General features: G+C 69.3%; 19 protein-coding genes. 12 read left to right on the top strand and 7 right to left on the bottom strand.

The annotated features are described in order from the left end of the window. Nucleotides 1-6 precede the first annotated feature (6 nt). The 3 genes from AC0IW9_RS00170 to AC0IW9_RS00160 all read right to left on the bottom strand — a co-directional run bounded on the left by AC0IW9_RS00170 (nucleotide 7) and on the right by AC0IW9_RS00160 (nucleotide 2,731). Nucleotides 7-348: a hypothetical protein gene (locus tag AC0IW9_RS00170; protein WP_471646178.1), complete on the bottom strand. Its 342-nt coding sequence runs from the start codon at nucleotides 346-348 to the stop codon at nucleotides 7-9. A 140-nt stretch (nucleotides 349-488) separates the two neighbouring features. Beyond that, nucleotides 489-755 carry a hypothetical protein gene (locus AC0IW9_RS00165; protein ID WP_471646177.1) on the bottom strand — a complete coding sequence of 89 codons (267 nt, stop codon included), beginning with the start codon at nucleotides 753-755 and terminating at the stop codon, nucleotides 489-491. Nucleotides 756-835: 80 nt separating this feature from the next. After that, complete coding sequence (locus tag AC0IW9_RS00160; RefSeq protein WP_471646176.1) at nucleotides 836-2,731, bottom strand: ABCB family ABC transporter ATP-binding protein/permease; 1,896 nt, start codon at nucleotides 2,729-2,731, stop codon at nucleotides 836-838. Between the two features lie 80 nt (nucleotides 2,732-2,811). Here AC0IW9_RS00160 and AC0IW9_RS00155 point away from each other — a divergent pair, with 80 nt between their 5' ends. Then, entirely contained in the window at nucleotides 2,812-3,666 is an 855-nt protein-coding gene (locus tag AC0IW9_RS00155) for an NUDIX hydrolase (RefSeq protein WP_471646175.1), read from the top strand. Here AC0IW9_RS00155 and AC0IW9_RS00150 read toward each other — a convergent pair whose 3' ends face one another. From AC0IW9_RS00150 to AC0IW9_RS00140, 3 genes are all read right to left on the bottom strand, one after another. Further along, complete coding sequence (locus AC0IW9_RS00150; protein WP_471646174.1) at nucleotides 3,667-4,044, bottom strand: hypothetical protein; 378 nt, start codon at nucleotides 4,042-4,044, stop codon at nucleotides 3,667-3,669. It abuts the gene before it with no gap. Nucleotides 4,045-4,156: 112 nt separating this feature from the next. After that, the gene (locus tag AC0IW9_RS00145) at nucleotides 4,157-4,537 is read right to left on the bottom strand and encodes a septal ring lytic transglycosylase RlpA family protein (protein ID WP_471646173.1); all 381 of its coding nucleotides are present in this window, start codon (nucleotides 4,535-4,537) and stop codon (nucleotides 4,157-4,159) included. Between the two features lie 134 nt (nucleotides 4,538-4,671). Beyond that, a complete protein-coding gene (locus AC0IW9_RS00140) occupies nucleotides 4,672-5,460 on the bottom strand; it encodes an aldolase (RefSeq protein WP_471646172.1) in 789 nt (262 codons plus the stop codon). Between the two features lie 143 nt (nucleotides 5,461-5,603). On the opposite strand from AC0IW9_RS00140, the gene AC0IW9_RS00135 reads away from it, so the two are divergent. Together AC0IW9_RS00135 and AC0IW9_RS00130 are read left to right on the top strand one after the other, a co-directional pair. Then, a complete protein-coding gene (locus tag AC0IW9_RS00135) occupies nucleotides 5,604-6,512 on the top strand; it encodes an acetamidase/formamidase family protein (protein ID WP_471646171.1) in 909 nt (302 codons plus the stop codon). A gap of 51 nt (nucleotides 6,513-6,563) precedes the next feature. Continuing rightward, nucleotides 6,564-6,827, top strand: coding sequence for a DksA/TraR family C4-type zinc finger protein (locus tag AC0IW9_RS00130; RefSeq protein ID WP_471646170.1), 264 nt, complete (start codon nucleotides 6,564-6,566; stop codon nucleotides 6,825-6,827). A gap of 6 nt (nucleotides 6,828-6,833) precedes the next feature. On the opposite strand, the gene AC0IW9_RS00125 is transcribed toward AC0IW9_RS00130, so the two are convergent. After that, nucleotides 6,834-7,718: a hypothetical protein gene (locus tag AC0IW9_RS00125; protein WP_471646169.1), complete on the bottom strand. Its 885-nt coding sequence runs from the start codon at nucleotides 7,716-7,718 to the stop codon at nucleotides 6,834-6,836. A gap of 164 nt (nucleotides 7,719-7,882) precedes the next feature. Between AC0IW9_RS00125 and AC0IW9_RS00120 the strand changes: the two genes are divergently transcribed. The 9 genes from AC0IW9_RS00120 (at nucleotide 7,883) to AC0IW9_RS00080 (ending at nucleotide 19,188) form a co-directional block, all read left to right on the top strand. Continuing rightward, nucleotides 7,883-8,758: an MBL fold metallo-hydrolase gene (locus AC0IW9_RS00120; RefSeq protein WP_471646168.1), complete on the top strand. Its 876-nt coding sequence runs from the start codon at nucleotides 7,883-7,885 to the stop codon at nucleotides 8,756-8,758. 10 nt (nucleotides 8,759-8,768) lie between these two features. After that, nucleotides 8,769-9,731, top strand: a complete 963-nt coding sequence (locus AC0IW9_RS00115; RefSeq protein ID WP_471646167.1) for a glutathione S-transferase family protein — start codon at nucleotides 8,769-8,771, stop codon at nucleotides 9,729-9,731. A 28-nt stretch (nucleotides 9,732-9,759) separates the two neighbouring features. Next, the gene (locus AC0IW9_RS00110) at nucleotides 9,760-10,938 is read left to right on the top strand and encodes an FAD-dependent oxidoreductase (protein WP_471646166.1); all 1,179 of its coding nucleotides are present in this window, start codon (nucleotides 9,760-9,762) and stop codon (nucleotides 10,936-10,938) included. A gap of 66 nt (nucleotides 10,939-11,004) precedes the next feature. Next, nucleotides 11,005-12,318, top strand: coding sequence for an LLM class flavin-dependent oxidoreductase (locus AC0IW9_RS00105; protein ID WP_471646165.1), 1,314 nt, complete (start codon nucleotides 11,005-11,007; stop codon nucleotides 12,316-12,318). 49 nt (nucleotides 12,319-12,367) lie between these two features. Further along, the gene (locus AC0IW9_RS00100; RefSeq protein WP_471646164.1) at nucleotides 12,368-13,219 is read left to right on the top strand and encodes an LLM class F420-dependent oxidoreductase; all 852 of its coding nucleotides are present in this window, start codon (nucleotides 12,368-12,370) and stop codon (nucleotides 13,217-13,219) included. 164 nt (nucleotides 13,220-13,383) lie between these two features. Continuing rightward, nucleotides 13,384-14,880, top strand: a complete 1,497-nt coding sequence (locus AC0IW9_RS00095) for a hypothetical protein (RefSeq protein WP_471646163.1) — start codon at nucleotides 13,384-13,386, stop codon at nucleotides 14,878-14,880. 245 nt (nucleotides 14,881-15,125) lie between these two features. Beyond that, entirely contained in the window at nucleotides 15,126-15,785 is a 660-nt protein-coding gene (locus tag AC0IW9_RS00090) for a hypothetical protein (RefSeq protein ID WP_471646162.1), read from the top strand. A gap of 228 nt (nucleotides 15,786-16,013) precedes the next feature. After that, on the top strand, nucleotides 16,014-16,292 hold the full coding sequence (locus tag AC0IW9_RS00085) for a hypothetical protein (RefSeq protein ID WP_471646161.1): 279 nt from the start codon (nucleotides 16,014-16,016) through the stop codon (nucleotides 16,290-16,292). A gap of 256 nt (nucleotides 16,293-16,548) precedes the next feature. Continuing rightward, nucleotides 16,549-19,188 (top strand): hypothetical protein, encoded by a 2,640-nt coding sequence (locus tag AC0IW9_RS00080; RefSeq protein WP_471646160.1) that lies wholly within the window; start codon nucleotides 16,549-16,551, stop codon nucleotides 19,186-19,188.

The following is a 19,188-nucleotide window of genomic DNA, read 5'->3' as shown; positions in this document are numbered from 1 at the left end:
CCCCGCCTATTCCGCCCGCAGCCGCCCGCGCGTGGCGACGACGCGGCTGACGCTGCAGATATCGACGCCACGGATCTCCGCCTCGGTGCCGCCGCTCCAGACCACCTTGAAGTCATAGGCGCCGCCGCGGCCCGGCCGGAAGCTGCTGACACGCCCGGCGGTCAGCACATTCTGCCCCAGCCGGTCGCGGCCCCAATTGCTGTTGCTGGAGGGGTTGAAATAGAGCTCGTCGATCTGGACGCCGGAATTGTTCACCACCTCGATCGAGGTGTCGCAGCCCTGCGCGGCGGCCTGGGAGGCGGCGAAGGCGCCGAGCAAGGTCAGCGAGAGGGCGATACGGCGGAACATGGGCTTCTCCAGCGACGGTCCCGGGCGGCAGCGCGGCGAAGGCCTGCTGCGTCCCGGGAACGACGCTAGTCCCGCTCCGGTTTAGAAAGTTCTACCGGCCCAAACGGGGCGGCGACTTCGCCGCGGGCCGCGCCTGCCGCTCAGACCGGCGTATTGCCGCCCGGAAGCTGGTCGCGCATCTCCCGCAACTCGCCGCTTTCCACGCTCGCCAGGGCATTGCGCAGCACCGCGCCGATGGCCCGGTCGTCCATCGTCCGCGCCAGCAGTCCCAGGGCCCCGCCCAGCAGCGCCGAAGCCGCCGAGATCGGCGCGATCTTCTGCTCGATCATGTATTCGATCGACTTGTCCACCACCGAGCCGGCGTGGCTGAGGTCGTCCGGGGCAACGCCCTGGGGGTCCAACTGCATTAAGGCGTCCTCCTGTCAGCCATCGCACATAGGCGGTCGGGGCGGCCCCGAAAACCCCCAAGGGGGCCGCAGGCCGGGGATCAGGGCATCGCCTCGCCCAGCCGCACCCGCGGCTGGTCGAGATCCGCCGCGCGCTGCGCCGCCGCGGCGGCTTCGGCCATCGCCACCGCCTCGGACTGCCGCCGCCACATCGCGGCATAGAGCCCATCGGCGGCCGTCAGCGCCGCGTGGTTGCCGCGCTCGACGATGCGGCCGTCCTGCAGCACGATGATCTCATCCGCATCCACCACGGTCGACAGCCGGTGCGCAATCACCAGGGTGGTGCGGTTGGCCGAGACCTGGCGCAGCGCCGCCTGGATATCCTGCTCGGTGCGGGTATCGAGCGCGCTGGTCGCCTCGTCCAGCACCAGGATGCGCGGGTCCTTCAGGATGGTCCGGGCGATGGCGACGCGCTGCTTCTCGCCGCCCGAAAGCTTCAGGCCGCGCTCGCCGACCATGGTGCGGTAACCCTCGGGCAGGCGCTCCACGAAGTCATGCACCTGCGCCAGCTTGGCGGCCGCCACGATCTCCTCCTCCGAGGCGCCGGGCCGGCCATAGGCGATGTTGTAGCGGATGGTGTCGTTGAACAGCACGGTATCCTGCGGCACCACGCCGATGGCGGCGCGCAGCGAGGCCTGGGTCACGCCCTCGATCGGCTGGCCATCGACCAGGATGCGGCCGCCGGTCGCGTCGTAGAAGCGGAACAGCAGGCGGGAGATGGTGGATTTTCCCGCCCCCGTCGGCCCGACGATGGCGAGCGTCCTGCCCGGCGGCACCGACAGCGACACGCCCTTCAGGATCTCCCGGTCCGGCCGATAGCCGAAATGCACGTTCTCGAAGGCGAGCGCTCCGGGGCCGGCGGCCAGCGGCGGCGCGCCGGGGATATCGGCCACCTCGCGCTCCTCCCGCATCAGGCGGAACATCGCCTCCATGTCGGTCAGGCCCTGCTTCATCTCGCGGTAGACGAAGCCGAGGAAGTTGAGCGGCAGGTAGAGCTGGATGAGGTAGGTATTCACCAGCACGAAGTCGCCGACCGACATGGCGCCCGAGGCGACGCCGCGCGCCGCCATCAGCATGACGACCGTGAGGCCGCCGGCGATGATGACCGCCTGGCCGCCGTTCAGCCCGTTGAGGCTGATCTCGGAGCGGATATAGGCCTGCTCGTAGCGCGCGAGCGAGGCGTCGTAGCGGCGCTCCTCATGCGGCTCGTTGTTGAAGTACTTGACCGTCTCGTAGTTGAGCAGGCTGTCGATGGCCTTGGTATTGGCCTCCTGGTCGGTCGCATTCATCTCCCGCCGGAAGCGCAGGCGCCAGTCGGTGAACATCAGGGTGAAGGTGATGTAGACCGCGATGGTGCCGAGCGTGACCGCGGCATAGGTGAAATCGAACATCCCCCAGAGGATCACCGCCACCAGCAGGATCTCGAGCAGGGTCGGGATGATGTTGAACAGCATGAAGTCGAGCACGAAGGTGATGCCGCGCGTGCCGCGCTCGATGACGCGGGAGAGGCCGCCGGTCTGCCGGTCCATGTGGAAGCGCATGGACAGCGCATGCATGTGCTGGAAGACCTGCAGCGCGATCCGCCGCGTGGCCCGCGCCTGCACCTTGGTGAAGACCGCGTCGCGCAGCTCGGCGAAGACCGAGCTGGCCGCCCGCAGCAGGCCGTAGCCGATGACCAGCGCCACGGGGATGGTGGCGATGGTGCCCGCCTTCGGCCCCAGCGCATCCACCGCCCGGGCATAGACCAGCGGCACCAGGACATTGGCGCCCTTGGCGACGACCAGCAGCACCAGGGCGATGACGACCCGCGCCCGCAGCCCGGTCTCCCCCTTGGGCCAGAGCCAGGGGGCGAGGGTCAGCAGGGTCTGCCAATGCGAGCGTTCTTCGGCCGCCGGCGCTTTGCCGGCGGCTTGGGCTTTGGATGTGGACTGGCTCATGCCCGGGACATAGGCCGGAACGGCGCGAAGACAAACCGGCCATATGGCGGCGGGCCCCCGGCCGGGGCTACACCGGGGGCATGAGTCCCTTCCAGCGCCACATCGATGCCTGCAACAACCTCCCCTCCCCGGCGGGCTACATCCCCTTCCGCATCGCCGGCGCCCAGGTCGGCTGGCTCTCGCCCGACCTCGCCCAGGCGCTGACCTTCTTCCCCCGCGACTTCCATTTCGATGCCGAGGGCGTGGCCCTGGCCGGCCGCCTCCGCAGCCCGGGGACGCGGACGGAGGCGCTGGCGACCGTGGCGAAATCCCTCGCCGGGCGCGGCTATCTCTCGGTCCGCGGGGAGCCCTTCGACGTCCGGGCGACGTCGGAGGGGCCGGTGCTGGCCCAGCTCGACCGTGGCGCCATCCCGGCCTTCGGCGTGATGGCCGCCGGCGTCCACCTGAACGGCCTGGTTCGCCGGGCGGATGGGCTGCATGTCTGGGTCGGCGTGCGGTCGCGCAGCAAGAAGGTGGCGCCCGGGCAGCTCGACCACCTGGTCGCCGGCGGCATCCCGGCGGGGCTGAGCCCGGAGGAATGCCTGGTGAAGGAAGCGGAGGAGGAGGCCTCCCTCCCCGCCGAGCTGGCCGGCCAAGCGAGGCGGGTGGCGCGGCTCTCCTACATCATGCGCAACGACCAGGGCATGCGGCGGGACATCCTGCATGCCTTCGACCTGGAACTGCCCGAGGATGTCATCCCCCGGCCGAACGACGGCGAGGTCGAGCGCTTCGAGCTCTGGCCGGCGCGGCGGCTATTGGAGGCGGTGCGCGACACGGACGACGTGAAGTTCAACGTGAACCTCGTCCTGATCGACCTCTTCCTGCGGGAGGGGCTGATCGACCCCACGAGCGAGGAAGGCCGCGCCCTGCGGCGCGGCCTCGACCAGGGGAGCTGACTACCAGCCGTAGCCGTAGGGGCGATAGGCGACCGGCGGCGGCGCGGCGTAGTAGCGCGGCGGCGGGGCGTAATAGGCCTGCGGCGCCTCGTAGTAGCGGGGCGGCGGGGCATAGACGACCGGCGGCGGGGGCGGCGCGTAGTAGACCGGCGGCGGCGGCGGGGCCGCATAGGCCCCCGCGGCGCCGAGCGCCAGGGCACCCAGGGCGAGGCCACCGACGATGCCAGCGACCGCGGCACCGCCACCATGGCGGCGCGGCGGCGGGCCGCCATAGCCATAGCCACCCCCGTGGCCACGATGCCAGCCCTGCGCCTGGGCGGCCGGGGCGGACAGGCCCGCGGCAACCAGGGCCACGGCGACAGCGATGCGAAGCTTCATGGTCAGGACCCTCCTTGGGTCTGTGACCTGAATTAAGCGTCCGATCGTAGCGGCAATGTGGCGGGATGCCGGCGAGACGGTGCCCCGCCGTGACGAGGGCGTGAGCCGCGCCTCAGGCGCGCCGCCGGGTCTGGCCGCGGTCGAAGCCGATCGGCTTCACCTCCACCCGCGCCTTGCCCCGGGTCTCGATCCCGAGCGCCCGGCCGGCGCCATGCGAGAGGTCGATCAGCACCCGGCTGCGGGGGATGGTGAAATCGGTGATGGTCACCACGACGCTGCGCTTGGTCCCGAGATCGGTCACCCTTACCCGGGTCCCGAGCGGGAAATGCACGCTGGCCCCGGTCATCGCCCATTGGTCGTAGGTGCGGCCATTGGCCATGGTCTGGCCGTGCCGGTCCTCGCCGTACCAGACCGCGATGCCGCGCCGGGCCGGCGGCAGCCGCGGCGGTGCCGCGGGCCGGGCGACGGCGGGGCCGGCGGTCAGCAGGGCCAAGAACCCGAAAGCCGCGAAACGCCTGGTCTGCATGCTCACTCCCGATCGTATGAACGATCGGGCGGTGTAGCCCGCAACGCGGGCCCGTCGGCGGCCTCGGCAGTCACACTTCGGTCAGGCGCGCGCCCCGGTTGCTAGCGGGCGAAGTCCGGCGCCTCGGCCGCGAGGGTGCGCTTCACGCTCTCCAGGTGCAGCCGTGCGCTCTCGCGGTCGCCGATCCGCATCTGGTCATAGGTCTTGCGCGCCATCTCCGGCGGCACCGGCATCAGCTTGCGGCCGGTGGACATGGCCAGGCACTGCGCCTCGCAGGCGCGCTCGAGGTAATACAGATCGTCCCAGGCCTCGGCGATGCTGCCCCCGACCACCATGATGCCGTGGTTCTTCATGAAGACGATGTCGGCATCGCCGATGGAGGCGGCGATCCGGTCGCCCTCCGCCTCGTCCAGCGCCAGGCCGGCATATTCCTCGTCGACCATGGTGCGGCCGTAGAACTTCAGCGCGGTCTGCCCGGCCCAGACCAGCGGCGGGCCCTCCAGCATCGCCAGTGCCGTCGCATTGGGCATGTGGGTGTGGAAGGCGGCGCGGGCACGCGGGACGTTCTTGTGGACGCGTGCATGGATGAAGAAGGCGGTCGCCTCCGGCACGCCCTCGCCAGCCACCACGTTGCCGTGGAAGTCGCAGACCAGCAGGCGGGAGGCGGTGATCTCGTGGAAGCCCCAGCCATAGGGGTTCACCAGGAAGAGGTCGTCCCGTCCCGGCACCACGAAAGACAGGTGGTTGCAGATGCCCTCATGCAGGCCGAGCTTCGCCGCCATGCGGAAGCAGGCCGCGAGGTCGATGCGGGCCTGCTGCACGGCCTCGGCGTCGAGGTCCGAGTTGCGGAGGATGGCGGGGGCGGTGGGGGTCCCCAGGACATGGGCCATCGGGCTGATTTCCTGTGCTGATGCGGCAAACTGCCGGGTCCGACGTGGGCAAGCAAGGCCGGGGGAAGGTATTCCCCCAGGCCCCCCTTCTATTTTTCCGGGTTTTGCTCTCGGATGATGCGACGCAGCATCGGGGGACACCAATGGCCACGCATCGCTTCACGCCGACCCGCTATTACAACGCCATCGGCACCGCGGAGCCCTGCTTCCGCCTCGCGGATGGCGATACGCTGATCACCGATACGATCGACGCTTCCGGGCTCGACGCCCATGAGGTCGCAGTCGCCCCCCGGCCCAACCCGATGACCGGCCCCTTCTTCATCGAGGGCGCCGAGCCGGGCGACACGCTGGCCGTCCGCATCGACCGGCTGACGCCGAGCCGCGCCACCGGCTGGACCTACTCCCCCCTCGCCCTGACCGTGCTGGACCCGGCGGCGATCGTCGACCGGCCGCCGGTGCAGCGGGTGGTCTGGGACATCAACCGCAATGCCGGCACGGTGAAGCTGCAGGAGCCGTCGCCGGGCCTCGAGAATTTCACCCCGGAGATCGCGCCGATGATCGGCTGCTTCGGCGTGGCGCCGGCCGGCGGCCAGGCCTTCTCCACCGCGACCAGCGCGCAGAACGGCGGCAACATGGACTACCGGCTGTTTGCGCCGGGGACGACGGCCTGGTTCCCCGTCTCGGTGCCGGGGGCGCTGTTCTACCTGGGCGACGGCCATGCCTGCCAGGGCGACGGCGAGATCACCGGCACCGGCATCGAGACCTCCTTCGAGATGCAGGTCACCTTCCAGGTCCTCAAGCGCAGCATCGCCTGGCCGCGCGGCGAGACCGCGGAGGACATCTTCTGCGTCGGCAACGCCAGGCCGCTGGACCAAGCGCTGCAGCATGCGACCACCGAGATGTCGCGCTGGCTCAGCGAGGACTACGGCCTGGATGCCAGGGCGGCGAGCCACCTGATGGGCCAGGTGGTGCGCTACGACGTCGGCAACGTCTTCAACCCCGCCTATACCGTCGCCTGCCGCATCGCCAAGCGCTGGCTGACCAGGCGCTAGCAAGCGGCCGCGCGCCTTCCCATATCAGGTTGCTGAACAGGGAAGGCGAGCATGGCGAGCGGCTGGGCCCCGGATGGGGCGGTGCAGGACCAGATCGACGATACCGTCACGGATGCGGTGCTGCGGGCCCGCGCGAGCATGCCGAAGGGCGAGGCCGCGCTGCAATGCATCGAATGTGGCGAGGACATCCCCGAGGCCCGTCGCCGCGCCCTCCCGGGCGTGCGGACCTGCATCGAATGCCAGTCCGCCCGCGATAGCCGCCCCGCTGCCTTCGGCATCAACCGCCGCGGCAGCAAGGACAGCCAGCTGAAGTAGGGTGCCTCAGCTAGGCGCCATCGCCGGCACGTAGCTCTCGTGCCCCGGGGCATAGATCAGGTTGCTCACGGCCGGGTTGCGGTTGACCAGCGGCCGGCGGAACAGCGGATGGGTCGTGCTGCGGATCTCGTGCTCCACCTGGAACAGCAGGCGGCCGTCCTCGGGGTCCACGATGTCCCGGAAGCGGTACTGGTGCTCGCTGTCCTCCTGGCTGATCAGCCCGCGCGCCGCCAGCTTCGCATGCACCCCGCCGAAATCGACGAAGGCGAGCTGGATGTGGTGGCCGTCGAAGGCCGGCTGCGGCGCGTCGGTCTCGCGGAAGTACAGGTGCTGGCCATGGGCGACGGTCACCTTCGCCTCGCCGTCCTGCAGCACGGCCGGGGCGCCGATGATCTGCTCGTAGAAGCGGACGATGCCCGGCAGGGTGCCTGGCGCCACGTCGAAGGCGACATAGGGCATGCCGAGGGTGATGCGGCCGAAGCGCTCGGCATCCGGGGCATGGACCCGGATGCGGTTGCCCCAGGGGCAGGTCACGTCGACATGGTCGGCGGCCTCGCTGAAGCCGTACTGGGTATTGCCCAGCCAGCGGCGGGCGGTCTGCAGCTGGTGCAGCAGCAGCTCCCGGTTCGGCGTCACCAGGCCGGTGACGCCGCGCAGCTTCTGCGCCGGGCCGGTCGGCAGATGGAATTGGCTGACCCCGACATTGGCCCACATGTTCTCGATGCCGGTGACCAGATAGGGGTCGCGCGTCAGGCCGAGGGCGCTGATGTAGAAGGCGGTGCCCAGCAGGGGGTCGGGGATCCGCAGGTTCACGTGCTGCAGCTCGACCGAATTGCCGAGGGATTCGGCGGCCCGGTTGAAGGGGCATTCGACCTTGGTCATGCCGTCCATGGCGTGAAGTCCTCCGATGTCGGAGCCGGACCATTGACGGGGGCCGTTGCGCCGACGGTTGCAGCGCAAAGCTTCGCGCCGCCGCCGCAACCATGCAAGGGCCGGATGATGGCTGGCGGGACGACTGCGGCGGGGTAAGCTGCCTCCGAACGGAGGAACCCATCATGGCCAAAGGCTTCCAGCTCGGCGACCTGACCATCCATCGCGTGGTCGAGGAGGAGCGCCCGCTCTTCGATCCGCTGGAGTTCTTCCCGAACCTGACGCCGGAGGTGCTGGCGGAGAACCGGTCCTGGCTGGAGCCGGCGGCGCTGGACCCGGCGACCGGCCTGATCAAGCTCTGCATCCAGAGCTACATCGTGAAGACGCCGCACCACACCATCCTGGTCGATAGCTGCGTCGGCAACCACAAGCAGCGGCCGAACCGGCCCTTCTGGCACCAGAAGACCGACGACACCTGGGAACGCAACCTGGCCGCCACCGGCTATTCGGTGGAGGACATCGACTTCGTCATGTGCACCCACCTGCATGTCGACCATGTCGGCTGGAACACCCGCCTCGAGAATGGCCGCTGGGTGCCGACCTTCCCCAAGGCGCGCTACGTCTTCGCCGAGAAGGAGCTGGCCTATTGGGAGGCGGAGCATGCCAAGACCCCGAACCAGATCCTCGAGGACAGCGTGCTGCCCATCATCGCCGCCGGCCAGGCGCAGCTTGCCAGCAGCGACAGCGCGCTGAACGATCATGTGCGGCTGACGCCGACGCCCGGCCATACGCCGGACCATTTCGCGGTGGAATTGGGCAAGGGCGAGACGGTCGCGGTGCTGACCGGCGACCTGATCCATTCGCCGCTGCAGGCCCGCTACCCCGAGATTTCGATGCGGGCGGATGTGGACCAGCAGGCCTCCGCCGTCACCCGGCGGAAGTTCCTCGAATGCCATTGCGATACGGGTCGGCTGATCTGCACGTCGCATTTCCCCTCCCCCTCCACCGGGCATGTCACCCGCTGGGGCGACGGCTTCCGCTTCATGCCGACCGGGGGCTGAGGCCAGCCGCATGGGCATGATGGTCGACGGCACCTGGCAGGCGGAGGATGCGCTGCCGGTGCAGGGCGGCAGCTTCCAGCGGGCCGAGAGCCGCTTCCGCGAACGGATCGCCCCCGGCGGCCGCTTCCCGCCGGAGGCGGGGCGCTACCATCTGTACGTCTCGCTGGCCTGCCCCTGGGCGCACCGGGCACTGATCTTCCGCCGGCTGAAGGGGCTGGAGGCGATGATCGGCCTTTCCGTCACCCATTGGCTGATGGGCGAGCAGGGCTGGAACTTTGCCCCCGGCGAGGGCGTGGTGGCGGATGGGGTGAATGGCGCGGCGGCATTACATGAGGTCTATGCCAGGGCCGATCCCGGCTTCACCGGCCGGGTCACCGTGCCGGTGCTGTGGGACAAGGCCACGGGGACCATCGTGAACAACGAGTCCGCCGAGATCATCCGCATCTTCAACGAGGCCTTCGACGGGCTGGGCGCGACCCGGGGCGACTGGTATCCGGCGGCGCTGCGCCCGGCGATCGATGCGGTGAACGAGCGGGTCTATGCGACGCTGAACAACGGCGTCTACCGGGCCGGCTTCGCCCGCACCCAGGAAGCCTATGACGCCGCCATCGGCCCGCTGTTCGAGACGCTGGACTGGCTGGAGGCGCTGCTGTCACGCCAGCCCTTCCTGGCCGGGGAGGCGGCGACCGAGGCGGATTGGCGGCTGTTTACCACCCTGATCCGCTTCGACACGGTCTACCACGGCCACTTCAAGTGCAACCGCCGGCGGATCCTCGACTACCCCGCGCTGTGGGACCACACGCGGGCGCTGTACCAGGTGCCCGGCATCGCCGGGACGGTGGATTTCGGCCATATCGCCCGGCACTACTACCAGAGCCATCCTTGGGTGAACCCGAGCCGGATCGTGCCGATCGGCCCGGTGCTCGACCTCATGGCGCCCAGTTCGCGGGTGGTGCGGCCCGTGGCTTGCTAGGCAGGGTGCTCCTATCCGGGGGGCGGGCATGAGGGTCGGCATCATCGGCTGCGGCGTCGCCGGCAGCCTGCTCGGGGAGATGCTGATGCAGACCCCCGGCATCACCGTGGAGGCCTATGACCGGCTGCCGCCCGATGCGGTGGAGGAGTCCGGCACCGGGCTCAACGTCGGGCCCAATGCGATGAAGGCGCTGCGGCTGCACCTGCCGGAGCGGCATGCGGCGGTGCGGGAGGCCTCCCTGCCCTGGACCCGCTGGTTCATCGACCTCGCCAGCGGCCGGCGGCTCTTCGACCTGCCGCTGGTGGAGGTCGCCGAGGATGCCGGCATCCGGCTGCGCTGGTCCGAGCTGTATCGCCTGCTGCGCGCCCCGGTCGCCGGCATCACCCGCTACGGCCTGACCCTGGTGGGGGTGGAGGAGGATGCGGTGCGCCGGCTGGTGCCGGTGCTGCAGGCCCCCGATGGCGCCCGGCTGCGGCCGCGCGGCTACGACCTGCTGGTCGCCGGGGACGGCCGCTATTCCGCGCTCCGCTCGTTGACCAGCGGCCCGAGCACGCCGACCTTCCACGGCATCGCCATGACCCGGCTGCTGGTGCCGGAGGCGGCCGACTGCCCCTATGACGACTATGGCCAGTGGTTCAACGGCAATGCCCGGCTGCTGTCCTACCGGCTGCCGGGCGGTGCCGCCTATATCGCCGGCGGCTTCCCGCTGGCCGCGCCCGAGGCGGAGATCCCGGCCGAGGCGCGCACCGCCGCCTTCCAGCGGGCGCTCTACACACCCGAGAGCGGCGGCACCTGCCCGGCCGTCGCCTGGATGGTGGAGCGGCTGGCGGCGGGGGTCGAGGCCATCCATTGGGCGCGGCTGCAGGATGCACCGCTGCTGCGCACGGCGGCGTCAGGGCGTGTGCTATTCCTCGGCGATGCGGCGCATGCCATGGTCCCGACCCTGGGCCAGGGCGCGACCCAGGCGATCGAGGACGGGATCATCGCCGGCGCCGTGCTGGCCCGCGGCGGCGGGGCGGAGGATGTCGCCGCCTGGCGCGACACGCGGGTGCAATTCGTCCGCCGCTTCAGCCTGGAGGCGACGGATACCATGTTCCCCGGCGCCGATCCGGTGGAGGGCAGCCTGGCCAAGCGGGAGCCGGACTTCCTGGCGAGGCTGCGGCGGCTTTACACCGACGTCCCGGGGCCGGAGGATTTCCGGCAGTGACCGCGGGCAGCGTGGCGGGGCACGATATTTGCTGCACCGCGCGCGAATAGTCAGGAGTTTCGCCGCATGACCAAGCCCGGCCGCCAGATGCATCTCGGGGTTTTCGTCCTCGGGACCGGCAACCACATCGCCGGCTGGCGCTATCCCGGTGCGGCGCAGAGCTTCGAGGACCTGTCGGTGGTGCAGGAGATCGCCCGCATCGCGGAACGCGGGAAGTTCGACCTGATCTTCCTCGGCGACAACCTGGCGACGGAGCCGGGCATGCATCCCTCCTTCGCCGCGCGGTTCGAGCCGCTGACGATGCTGGCCGCGCTGGCCGCGACGACGACGCATGTCGGGCTGGGGGCGACGTCGTCGACCACCTACAACGAGCCCTACAACGTGGCGCGGGCCTTCGCCTCGCTCGATCACCTCAGCGGCGGGCGCGCGGCCTGGAATGCGGTGACGAGCTCGGGCGGCAAGGCGGCGGAGAATTTCGGCCGCATCCATCCCGAGCACGACGCGCGCTACGAAGTGGCGGAGGAATTCGTCGATGTCGTGCGCGGCTTGTGGGATTGCTGGGACGATGGCGCGGTCGTGCGCAACCACGCGACGGGGCAGTACATCGACCCGGCCAAGGTGCGCACCCTGGACCACAAGGGGCGCTTCTTCTCGGTGAAGGGGCCGCTGCCGACCAGCCGCACGCCGCAGGGCCAGCCGATCATCCTCCAGGCCGGCTCCTCCGGCCCCGGGCTGGCGCTGGCGGCGCGCACCGCCGACGTGGTCTTCTCCGTGGTGCAGGACCTGGAGGAGGCGAAGGCCGGCTATGTCGCGCTGAAGTCGCGCATGCCCGCCTTCGGCCGCGACCCGGATGAGATCGCGGTGCTGCCCGGCGTCATGCCGGTGGTGGGCCGCACCGATGCCGAGGCGCGGGAGAAGCTGAACACGCTGCAGAGCTTCGTGAACACGACGAATGCGCTGTCGATGCTCTCCTCGCGGCTCGGCCAGGATGTCTCGCAATTCCCGCCCGACGATCTGGTGACGGAGCTGCCGCTGCCGGACAGCTCGCATGGCTTCGCCCGCGCCATGCTGGCCAAGGCGCTGCGCGATAGGATGACCTGGCGGGACCTGTTCAACCTGACCGGCGCGGCGCGCGGCCATTGGGTGATCTGCGGCACGCCGGAGACCATCGCCGTTACCCTGCAGCAGTGGTTCGAGGAACGCGCCTGCGACGGCTTCAATATCCTGCCGGCCTATTTCCCCGGCGGCTTCGACGATTTCGTCGACATGGTGGTGCCGGTCCTGCAGGAACGCGGGCTGTTCCGGCGGGACTATGCCGGAACGACCCTGCGCGACCACCTCGGCCTGGCACGGCCGCGGAGCAAGCTCTTCGCCCCTTGAGCCGCCGCGCCGGAAGGTCCAGCCTTCCTCGAAATGGGAGGCGGGTTCAATGAAGATCGGCGCGGCGATGTTCTTCACGGATTACTCCATGGGCCCGGCGGAACTCGCCGTGGCGCTGGAGGAACGCGGCTTCGACAGCGTCTGGGCGCCGGAGCATTCGCATATCCCGCTGGTGCGCCGCGTCTCGCACCCGAGCGGGGCCGAGCTGCCGAAGCAGTACTACGACGTGATGGATCCCTTCGTGACGCTGACCGCGGCGGCGGCGGCGACGACCACGCTGAAGGTCGGCACCGGCATCTGCCTGGTGGTGCAGCGGGACCCGATCCAGACGGCGAAGTCGGTGGCCTCGATCGACCGCATCTCGAACGGTCGCTTCCTGTTCGGCGTCGGCAACGGCTGGAACCAGGAGGAGATCGAGGACCACGGCACCGTCTTCGCCACCCGGCACAAGCTGGCGCGGGAGCGGATCGAGGCGATGAAGCTGATCTGGACCAAGTCGAAGCCGGAATACCACGGCGAATTCGTCGACTTCAAACCGATGATGACCTGGCCGAAGCCGGTGCAGACGCCGCATCCGCCGGTGATCGTCGGCGGCGCCTGGCCCTGGGGGGCGAAGCGGGCGGTGCGCTACGGCGACGGCTGGATGCCGCACCGGGTGCGCCAGCACTATGCCGATGTCGCCGCGCTGATCCCGCAATTCCGCGCGCTGGCGGCGGAAGCGGGGCGGACGGAGGCCGAGCTGCCGATCACGATCTGGGGCGTCGCCGAGGACCGGGATGCGCTGCTGGCGGACCGCGACCTCGGGGTCGACCGGGTGATCCTGAGCCTAGAGGCGGCCAAGCGGGATGTCATCCTGCCGCAGCTCGACCGCTGGGCGGCGCTGGTGCGCGCCGTCGCCTGAGGCGCGGCACGACCATCACGGATGCGGGCCGCTCCGCTTCGGCGCCGCATTCCCCATAAGGCTTAGCCGGCACCAAAGGGAGGATCTCCCTGTGGGTCTCTGTGCGTCCGGTTCGGCGTCGGTACAGTTCTCTCCCGGACAGATCTCACCAAAGGGAGAGGATCATGCAGGGCAGCTTTCAGGCATCACCCAATCGAGGTCGGCCATTCGCGCCCGACCGCGCGCAGGCCGATCTCGATCCGACGTCCGACTACGTCTTCGAGGGTCACGGGCAGCACCATCATCCCGCGGCCCTCCGCCCCGCCTTCGTTCCCGAAGCGCAGGACGGCGGCATGGCGGTGATGGCCTTGGGCAATGCGGATGCCATCGGTCACGACAGCTTCAGCGACGCCGCGGTTGAGATCCGGCTGTATCAGCGCGGGATCGTCTCGCTCGTCCTGGGCACGATGACCTTCACCGCCTATGCGGCGTCCGGTCCGGGCGAGATCGCCTATGCGACCGCGGATACGCCGGTCGAGGCGCCGGGCGCGGATATCTTTATCGCGCGGACCGTGCATGCGACCGGCTCGGGCGAGACCGACGCCGGAAGCTGGTCCATCGCCTCGAGCACGACAACCTTCTTCGCCATGGACGTATTGCATTTCGGCTTGGCCGGCGGGCCGCTGATCTCGATCCTCACCAAGGAAATCACGCTCGATGCGGTGGATGCCTCGGTTTCCGGCAACCTGGCAACCTTCGCGGTGGAGACCCAGGCCTTCGGCGACAATACGCTGAACGACGTCGCCGTTTCGGCCTTCGCCCTGGAAGACCAACTCTCGACGGTCAGCGTGCAGGTGACCATGGCCGGCTCGCCTGCCGCCAGCGACGGCTTCCGCTTCGGCACGGCCTGCGACGACAGGATCATCACCGGCAGCGGCAGCGATGCCGCCTGGATATTCGGTGGCGCCGGCGCGGATACCATCGTGGCCGGCGCCGGCGACAATACTCTCTTCGGCAACGAGGGCAACGACCGGCTGCAGGCCGGTGACGGCCAGGACTGGGTCTTCGGCGGCGCCGGCCATGACCGGCTTCTGCTCGGCGGCGGGAACAACATCGGCTTCGGCGGCGACGGCAACGACACCATCCAGGGCGCCGATGACGACGACTGGATCGATGCCGGCAGCGGCAATGACCTCGTCCAGGTCGGTGGCGGCCGCAATACCCTGCGGATGGGCGGTGCCGGCCACGCCGGCGACGGCAACGATCTCTATGTCGGTGGCGCCGGCGCCGATTGGTACCTGCTGGACGGCGCCTTCGGCTCCGACCGGATCGTCGGCTTCAACCTCGCCCAGGGGGACCGGCTGGTCGCCCATGCGGGGGACTGGGAATCGGTGGCGGGGCTGAATGCGCTCAATGGGGATGCCGTCTGGCTCAGCCGGGGCCTGCAGGACGCGCGGGACCTCATCGTCACCATGGCGATCGATGGCGGCATCTCCAGCGTCAACCTGGACGATTTCTTCAGCCTGAACGCCGGCTTCTCGGCCCAGGGCTCCGGAAAGCTCGGCAACGCGGCGGCGCTGCCGCTCCTGCAGGCGATCTTCGAGGATGCCGACCTGTCCGCAGAAGCCGCCGACCGGGCCGCGGCCTTCGCCCCGGCCGACTTCCTGACGATGTTCGCCTGAGGCCGCATCCGGAGCATGGTCTTGCTTGTCATCCGACCATGCCGATGGCCCCTTCCCGGGCAATCAGGCGACTTACGCCGAAGGACGAACGGCGGCACCAAGGTCTACCACCCTGCCCGAATGCGTACTCCGGTTGCGACCTTGGATTCTCCCCCGCATGGAGGAAGGGGCTTCATCTTCCTAGCGCACCCGACAGTAAGGTTCGGGATTAGGCTCGGGCGCCCGGGACCTTATGGAGATGCGCCATGCCAGCCGCCACATCCTCGTCCATCGTTATGGGACAGACCGCCACAACATCGACTGCCGGCAGCAGCGAGACCCTTTCGGTCCAGGTAGCGACGGGGGCGGTTGGCGCGGATACCAGCTCCGGCACCGTCGTCTCGGTCGCGGGGGATGCAACGGCGCTCGGCACCAATACCTATGCCGGCGCTACCGTGATCGCCACCGCATCCGACGGCTCCGCCTATGCCACGGCGACCTTCGTCGCGGCCGCGACCGGGTCGGGCAGCTTCGCCGCGACCTCGGCCACGATATCGGCTGCCGGGGACGCCAGCCGCGGCATCTCCATATCCTCGGTAGAGACCACGGCAAGCTGGAGCGACGACTGGGCGGATGCAAGCTCGGTGTCCTTCGTCGAGCTGCAGATGGTCGATCCCTACGCCCCGCTCGACAATTTCTCAGGCTATGCCCCGGCCGAGGAGCCGCTGCCGGACTACACCGATTGCGGCTGCGACGGCAGCGGCGGCGGCGGCGGCGGCATCTTCATCGACGGCAACCTCGCCATCTTCGCGGTCGATGCCTCCGCCTATGGAGACAATACCTTCGTCGATACCATGGTCACCGCCTTCACGCTGGAAGATGCCTTGTCGACGGTCAGCGCCGTGGTCGTGGTCGCGGTCGGATGATGCCGACGTTCCTGCCCGGCCTGCTGCGCGGCACCATGGTCCCGGGCCCTGCATCACTAGGCGTAGTCGGGCCGCGGCCTGGACTACGCATCGGCGATGCGCGGTAGCGCCGTTGCAGCGGGATACGCCGTAGGTCGAGTACTCCATGCGCAACATTGCCTCCCGTGCAATCTGCCCGATAGCTTCACGTCACCGGCACGGTGTCGGTGATAAAAGATGGAGACGGCGATGACCTTCTATTGGCCTTCGAACGAAGTCGACTTCGACGCGAGCTATGACTACAGCGCCAACATCGACACGGACTTCAACACCGACGTCGATTACGACAGCTACACCGATGTCGACGCGTCCATCAACGTCTGCGTCGACATCAACGGCAACTCCGCCGTCTTCAATGTCGACGTGCAGGCCTATGGCGACGACAGCGCGACCGAGGTCAACCTGGTTGCCTTCACCAGCGACACCTATTCCAGCATCACGGTGACCGGCTTCTCGGCGGTCGGCTGATTGCCGCCAGGCCTCTGCGGCGACGCCGCGGATGCCTTGTACGGCCGGCAAAGGCCCGACGGCATCCGTCGGGCCTTTGTTGTATCCGGCGTCGAACACGGCCCGGCCAACGCTACCACCAAAGACTGATGCAGGCACTCGGGACGCATCTACGCCCTAAGCCCTTGGTTGCCCCGCCGCCTGTGCCGTTGTTCCTTCGTGCCAATGCTCGATAGCCTTTACCCATCGCGTTGCCGCGTCCCGGAGGATATGGATCATGCCAAAGCCCGCACCGATCTTCACGCTGATCGACGTGAACGCGGCCAACAATCCTTATACGCATTTTCAGGACGGCAGCTTCCGCTTCGTCGGGTTGGTGACCGCCATACCCGTGAACTACCGCATCACCGTCGCGCCTGCGACGACCGGCCGGGACTCGCTGCAGGGCGCCGCAGGCAACGACCAGCTCACGGCCGCGGATAGCGACGATATCCTGGATGGCGGTGCCGGCAACGATACCCTGAACGGCGGCGGCGGGAACGACGTGCTGCGCGGTGGCGCTGGCGCCGACAGCCTTGTCGGCGGCGCCGGCATCGATACCGTCGACTATTCGACCTCGAGCGCCGGCGTAGCCGTGCTGCTCAATGCCAATGCCAATGCGGTCACCCGCGGCATCGGCGGCGACGCCAACAACGACAGCATCTCCGGCGTCGAGAACATCACCGGTTCCGCCTTCAACGATACGCTGGGCGGCAACGGGCTCGACAACCAGCTCATCGGCGGCCTGGCCGGCGATACGCTGCGGGGCAATGCGGGGAACGACGTCCTGATCGGCGATACCGTCGACGACGGCGACCTCGACGGCGTGCCCGACGACGTCGACGCGGACGGCATTCCGGACGGCAGCGACCTTCCCTCCGGCGGCAACGACCTGCTGGATGGCGGGGCGGGCATGGACAAGCTCTATGGCGGCGGCGGCAACGACACGCTGCTGCCGGGCTTCGACGACGATACCGCCTATGGCGGACTCGGCGACGACCTGATCAGCGATTCCGAGGGCAACGACCTGCTCGACGGCGGGGCCGGCAACGATACCATCCTCGGCGGCATGGGCAACGATACCATTCGCGGCGGCGACGGCAACGACGACCTGAACGGCTCGCTCGGCGACGATCAGATGTTCGGCGGCGACGGCAACGACACGCTCCAGTCGGGCGACGGCGCCGATCTGGTCGAGGGCGGTGCCGGCAACGACAGCCTGCTGGGCACCGGCGGGCTCGATACCCTGCGCGGTGGCGCGGACAACGATACGCTGGACGGCGGCGACGGCAACGACGTGCTGGAAGGCGGCGACGGCAACGACCGGCTGGTGGCCGGGGCCGGGGCCGATTTCCACGACGGCGGCGCCGGCATCGACACGGTCGACTACTCCGGCGCCGCTGTCGGGGTAGGCGTCGACCTCGCCCTCAACCTCGGCCCGGCCGGGGACACCTACGCCAACATCGAGATCCTGATCGGCTCCGCCTTCAACGATACCTTCTTCGGAGGCGCCGCGGACGAGACGCTGATCGGCGGCGCCGGGGCGGATCGGCTCGGCGGCGGCGGCGGCAACGATACCGCCGACTACTCCGCCTCCGGCGCCGCCATCCAGCTCGCGCTCTTTGCCAGCGACGATCCGAGCCAGGCGACCCTGGGCACGGGCGGCGACGCCCAGGGCGACCTGATCAGCCAGATCGAGAACCTGATCGGCTCGGCCTTCAACGATACCCTGATCGGCAGCGCCGTCGCCAACCGGCTGGATGGTGGCCTCGGCGATGATGTCCTCCTCGGCGCCGCCGGCGCCGATACGCTCAACGGCGGCGGCGGCATCGACTTCGCGCTCTACCAGGGCTCGGCGGTGGGGGTGACGGTGGCGCTCGACGGCTCGCTCGCCAATGCCGGCGGCGATGCCGATGGGGATGTCCTCATCGGCATCGAGAACCTCGGCGGTTCCTCCTTCGGCGATTTCCTCGTCGGCAACAGCCAGGCGAACCGCATCGAGGGCAATGACGGCAACGATACGTTGCGCGGCGGCGGCGGGGCGGACCTCCTCATCGGCGGCGCCGGCATCGACACGGCGGATTACGCCACGGCCGGCAGTTCGGTGATCGTCGCCATCGGCGGATCCGTCAGCACGCCGGTGGGCAGCGATTCCCAGAACGACACGGTCGATGGCAGCATCGAGAATGTCGTCGGATCGAACTTCAACGATACGCTGCTGGGCAGCGCCGGCGCCAACCAGCTCGAGGGCGGCAATGGCAGCGACCTGCTGCGGGGGCTGGGCGGGGCGGACGTGCTGATGGGCGGCGCCGGGACCGATACCGCCGACTACACCGGCTCCACCGCCGGGGTGACCGTCCTGCTCGGCACCGGCGGCATCGCCACAGGGGTTGGTGGCGATGCCCAGGGCGACCAGCTCGACAGCATCGAGGCCCTGACCGGCTCGTCCTTCGGCGACCGGCTCGGCGGCAATGCCGGCAACAACGTGCTGCGCGGCGCCGGTGGGGCGGACACGCTGTCAGGTGGCGCCGCCAGCGATATCTTCCTCTATGGCGCGGCCTCCGACAGCTTCGCCACCAGCGCGGCGACATTCGACCAGATCCTCGATTTCACCTCCGGCACCGACCAGATCGTGGTGAGCCCCATCGATGCCATCCCGGGCACGCCGCAGGACGATGCCTTCGTCTGGCGCGGCGCCACCACCACCTTCAGCGGCGGCGGCGTCGGCTCGGGCCATTACTTCCTGGCCACTGTCGGCGGCGTCGGCGGCGCCCTCGTCGAATTCGATGTGAACGGGAATGGCGTGCTGGAGGCAACGGACATGCGGATCTTCCTGGTCGGCGTGAGCTCGCTCCTGTCCTCGGACTTCCTCCTGTAG

Source organism: Belnapia sp. AC561, assembly GCF_979252845.1.
This window is presented reverse-complemented; position numbering and strand designations above follow the sequence as displayed.

What these genes read in the sequence shown, in the direction of transcription:
- AC0IW9_RS00125 (WP_471646169.1), bottom strand. Translation starts at nt 7,718, where the DNA reads ATGGACGGCATGACCAAGGTCGAATGCCCCTTCAACCGGGCCGCCGAA.
- AC0IW9_RS00100 (WP_471646164.1), top strand. Translation starts at nt 12,368, where the DNA reads ATGAAGATCGGCGCGGCGATGTTCTTCACGGATTACTCCATGGGCCCG.
- AC0IW9_RS00110 (WP_471646166.1), top strand. Translation starts at nt 9,760, where the DNA reads ATGAGGGTCGGCATCATCGGCTGCGGCGTCGCCGGCAGCCTGCTCGGG.
- AC0IW9_RS00135 (WP_471646171.1), top strand. Translation starts at nt 5,604, where the DNA reads ATGGCCACGCATCGCTTCACGCCGACCCGCTATTACAACGCCATCGGC.
- AC0IW9_RS00080 (WP_471646160.1), top strand. Translation starts at nt 16,549, where the DNA reads ATGCCAAAGCCCGCACCGATCTTCACGCTGATCGACGTGAACGCGGCC.
- AC0IW9_RS00155 (WP_471646175.1), top strand. Translation starts at nt 2,812, where the DNA reads ATGAGTCCCTTCCAGCGCCACATCGATGCCTGCAACAACCTCCCCTCC.
- AC0IW9_RS00090 (WP_471646162.1), top strand. Translation starts at nt 15,126, where the DNA reads ATGCCAGCCGCCACATCCTCGTCCATCGTTATGGGACAGACCGCCACA.
- AC0IW9_RS00140 (WP_471646172.1), bottom strand. Translation starts at nt 5,460, where the DNA reads ATGGCCCATGTCCTGGGGACCCCCACCGCCCCCGCCATCCTCCGCAAC.
- AC0IW9_RS00095 (WP_471646163.1), top strand. Translation starts at nt 13,384, where the DNA reads ATGCAGGGCAGCTTTCAGGCATCACCCAATCGAGGTCGGCCATTCGCG.
- AC0IW9_RS00160 (WP_471646176.1), bottom strand. Translation starts at nt 2,731, where the DNA reads ATGAGCCAGTCCACATCCAAAGCCCAAGCCGCCGGCAAAGCGCCGGCG.
- AC0IW9_RS00105 (WP_471646165.1), top strand. Translation starts at nt 11,005, where the DNA reads ATGACCAAGCCCGGCCGCCAGATGCATCTCGGGGTTTTCGTCCTCGGG.
- AC0IW9_RS00130 (WP_471646170.1), top strand. Translation starts at nt 6,564, where the DNA reads ATGGCGAGCGGCTGGGCCCCGGATGGGGCGGTGCAGGACCAGATCGAC.
- AC0IW9_RS00170 (WP_471646178.1), bottom strand. Translation starts at nt 348, where the DNA reads ATGTTCCGCCGTATCGCCCTCTCGCTGACCTTGCTCGGCGCCTTCGCC.
- AC0IW9_RS00165 (WP_471646177.1), bottom strand. Translation starts at nt 755, where the DNA reads ATGCAGTTGGACCCCCAGGGCGTTGCCCCGGACGACCTCAGCCACGCC.
- AC0IW9_RS00150 (WP_471646174.1), bottom strand. Translation starts at nt 4,044, where the DNA reads ATGAAGCTTCGCATCGCTGTCGCCGTGGCCCTGGTTGCCGCGGGCCTG.
- AC0IW9_RS00120 (WP_471646168.1), top strand. Translation starts at nt 7,883, where the DNA reads ATGGCCAAAGGCTTCCAGCTCGGCGACCTGACCATCCATCGCGTGGTC.
- AC0IW9_RS00115 (WP_471646167.1), top strand. Translation starts at nt 8,769, where the DNA reads ATGGGCATGATGGTCGACGGCACCTGGCAGGCGGAGGATGCGCTGCCG.
- AC0IW9_RS00085 (WP_471646161.1), top strand. Translation starts at nt 16,014, where the DNA reads ATGACCTTCTATTGGCCTTCGAACGAAGTCGACTTCGACGCGAGCTAT.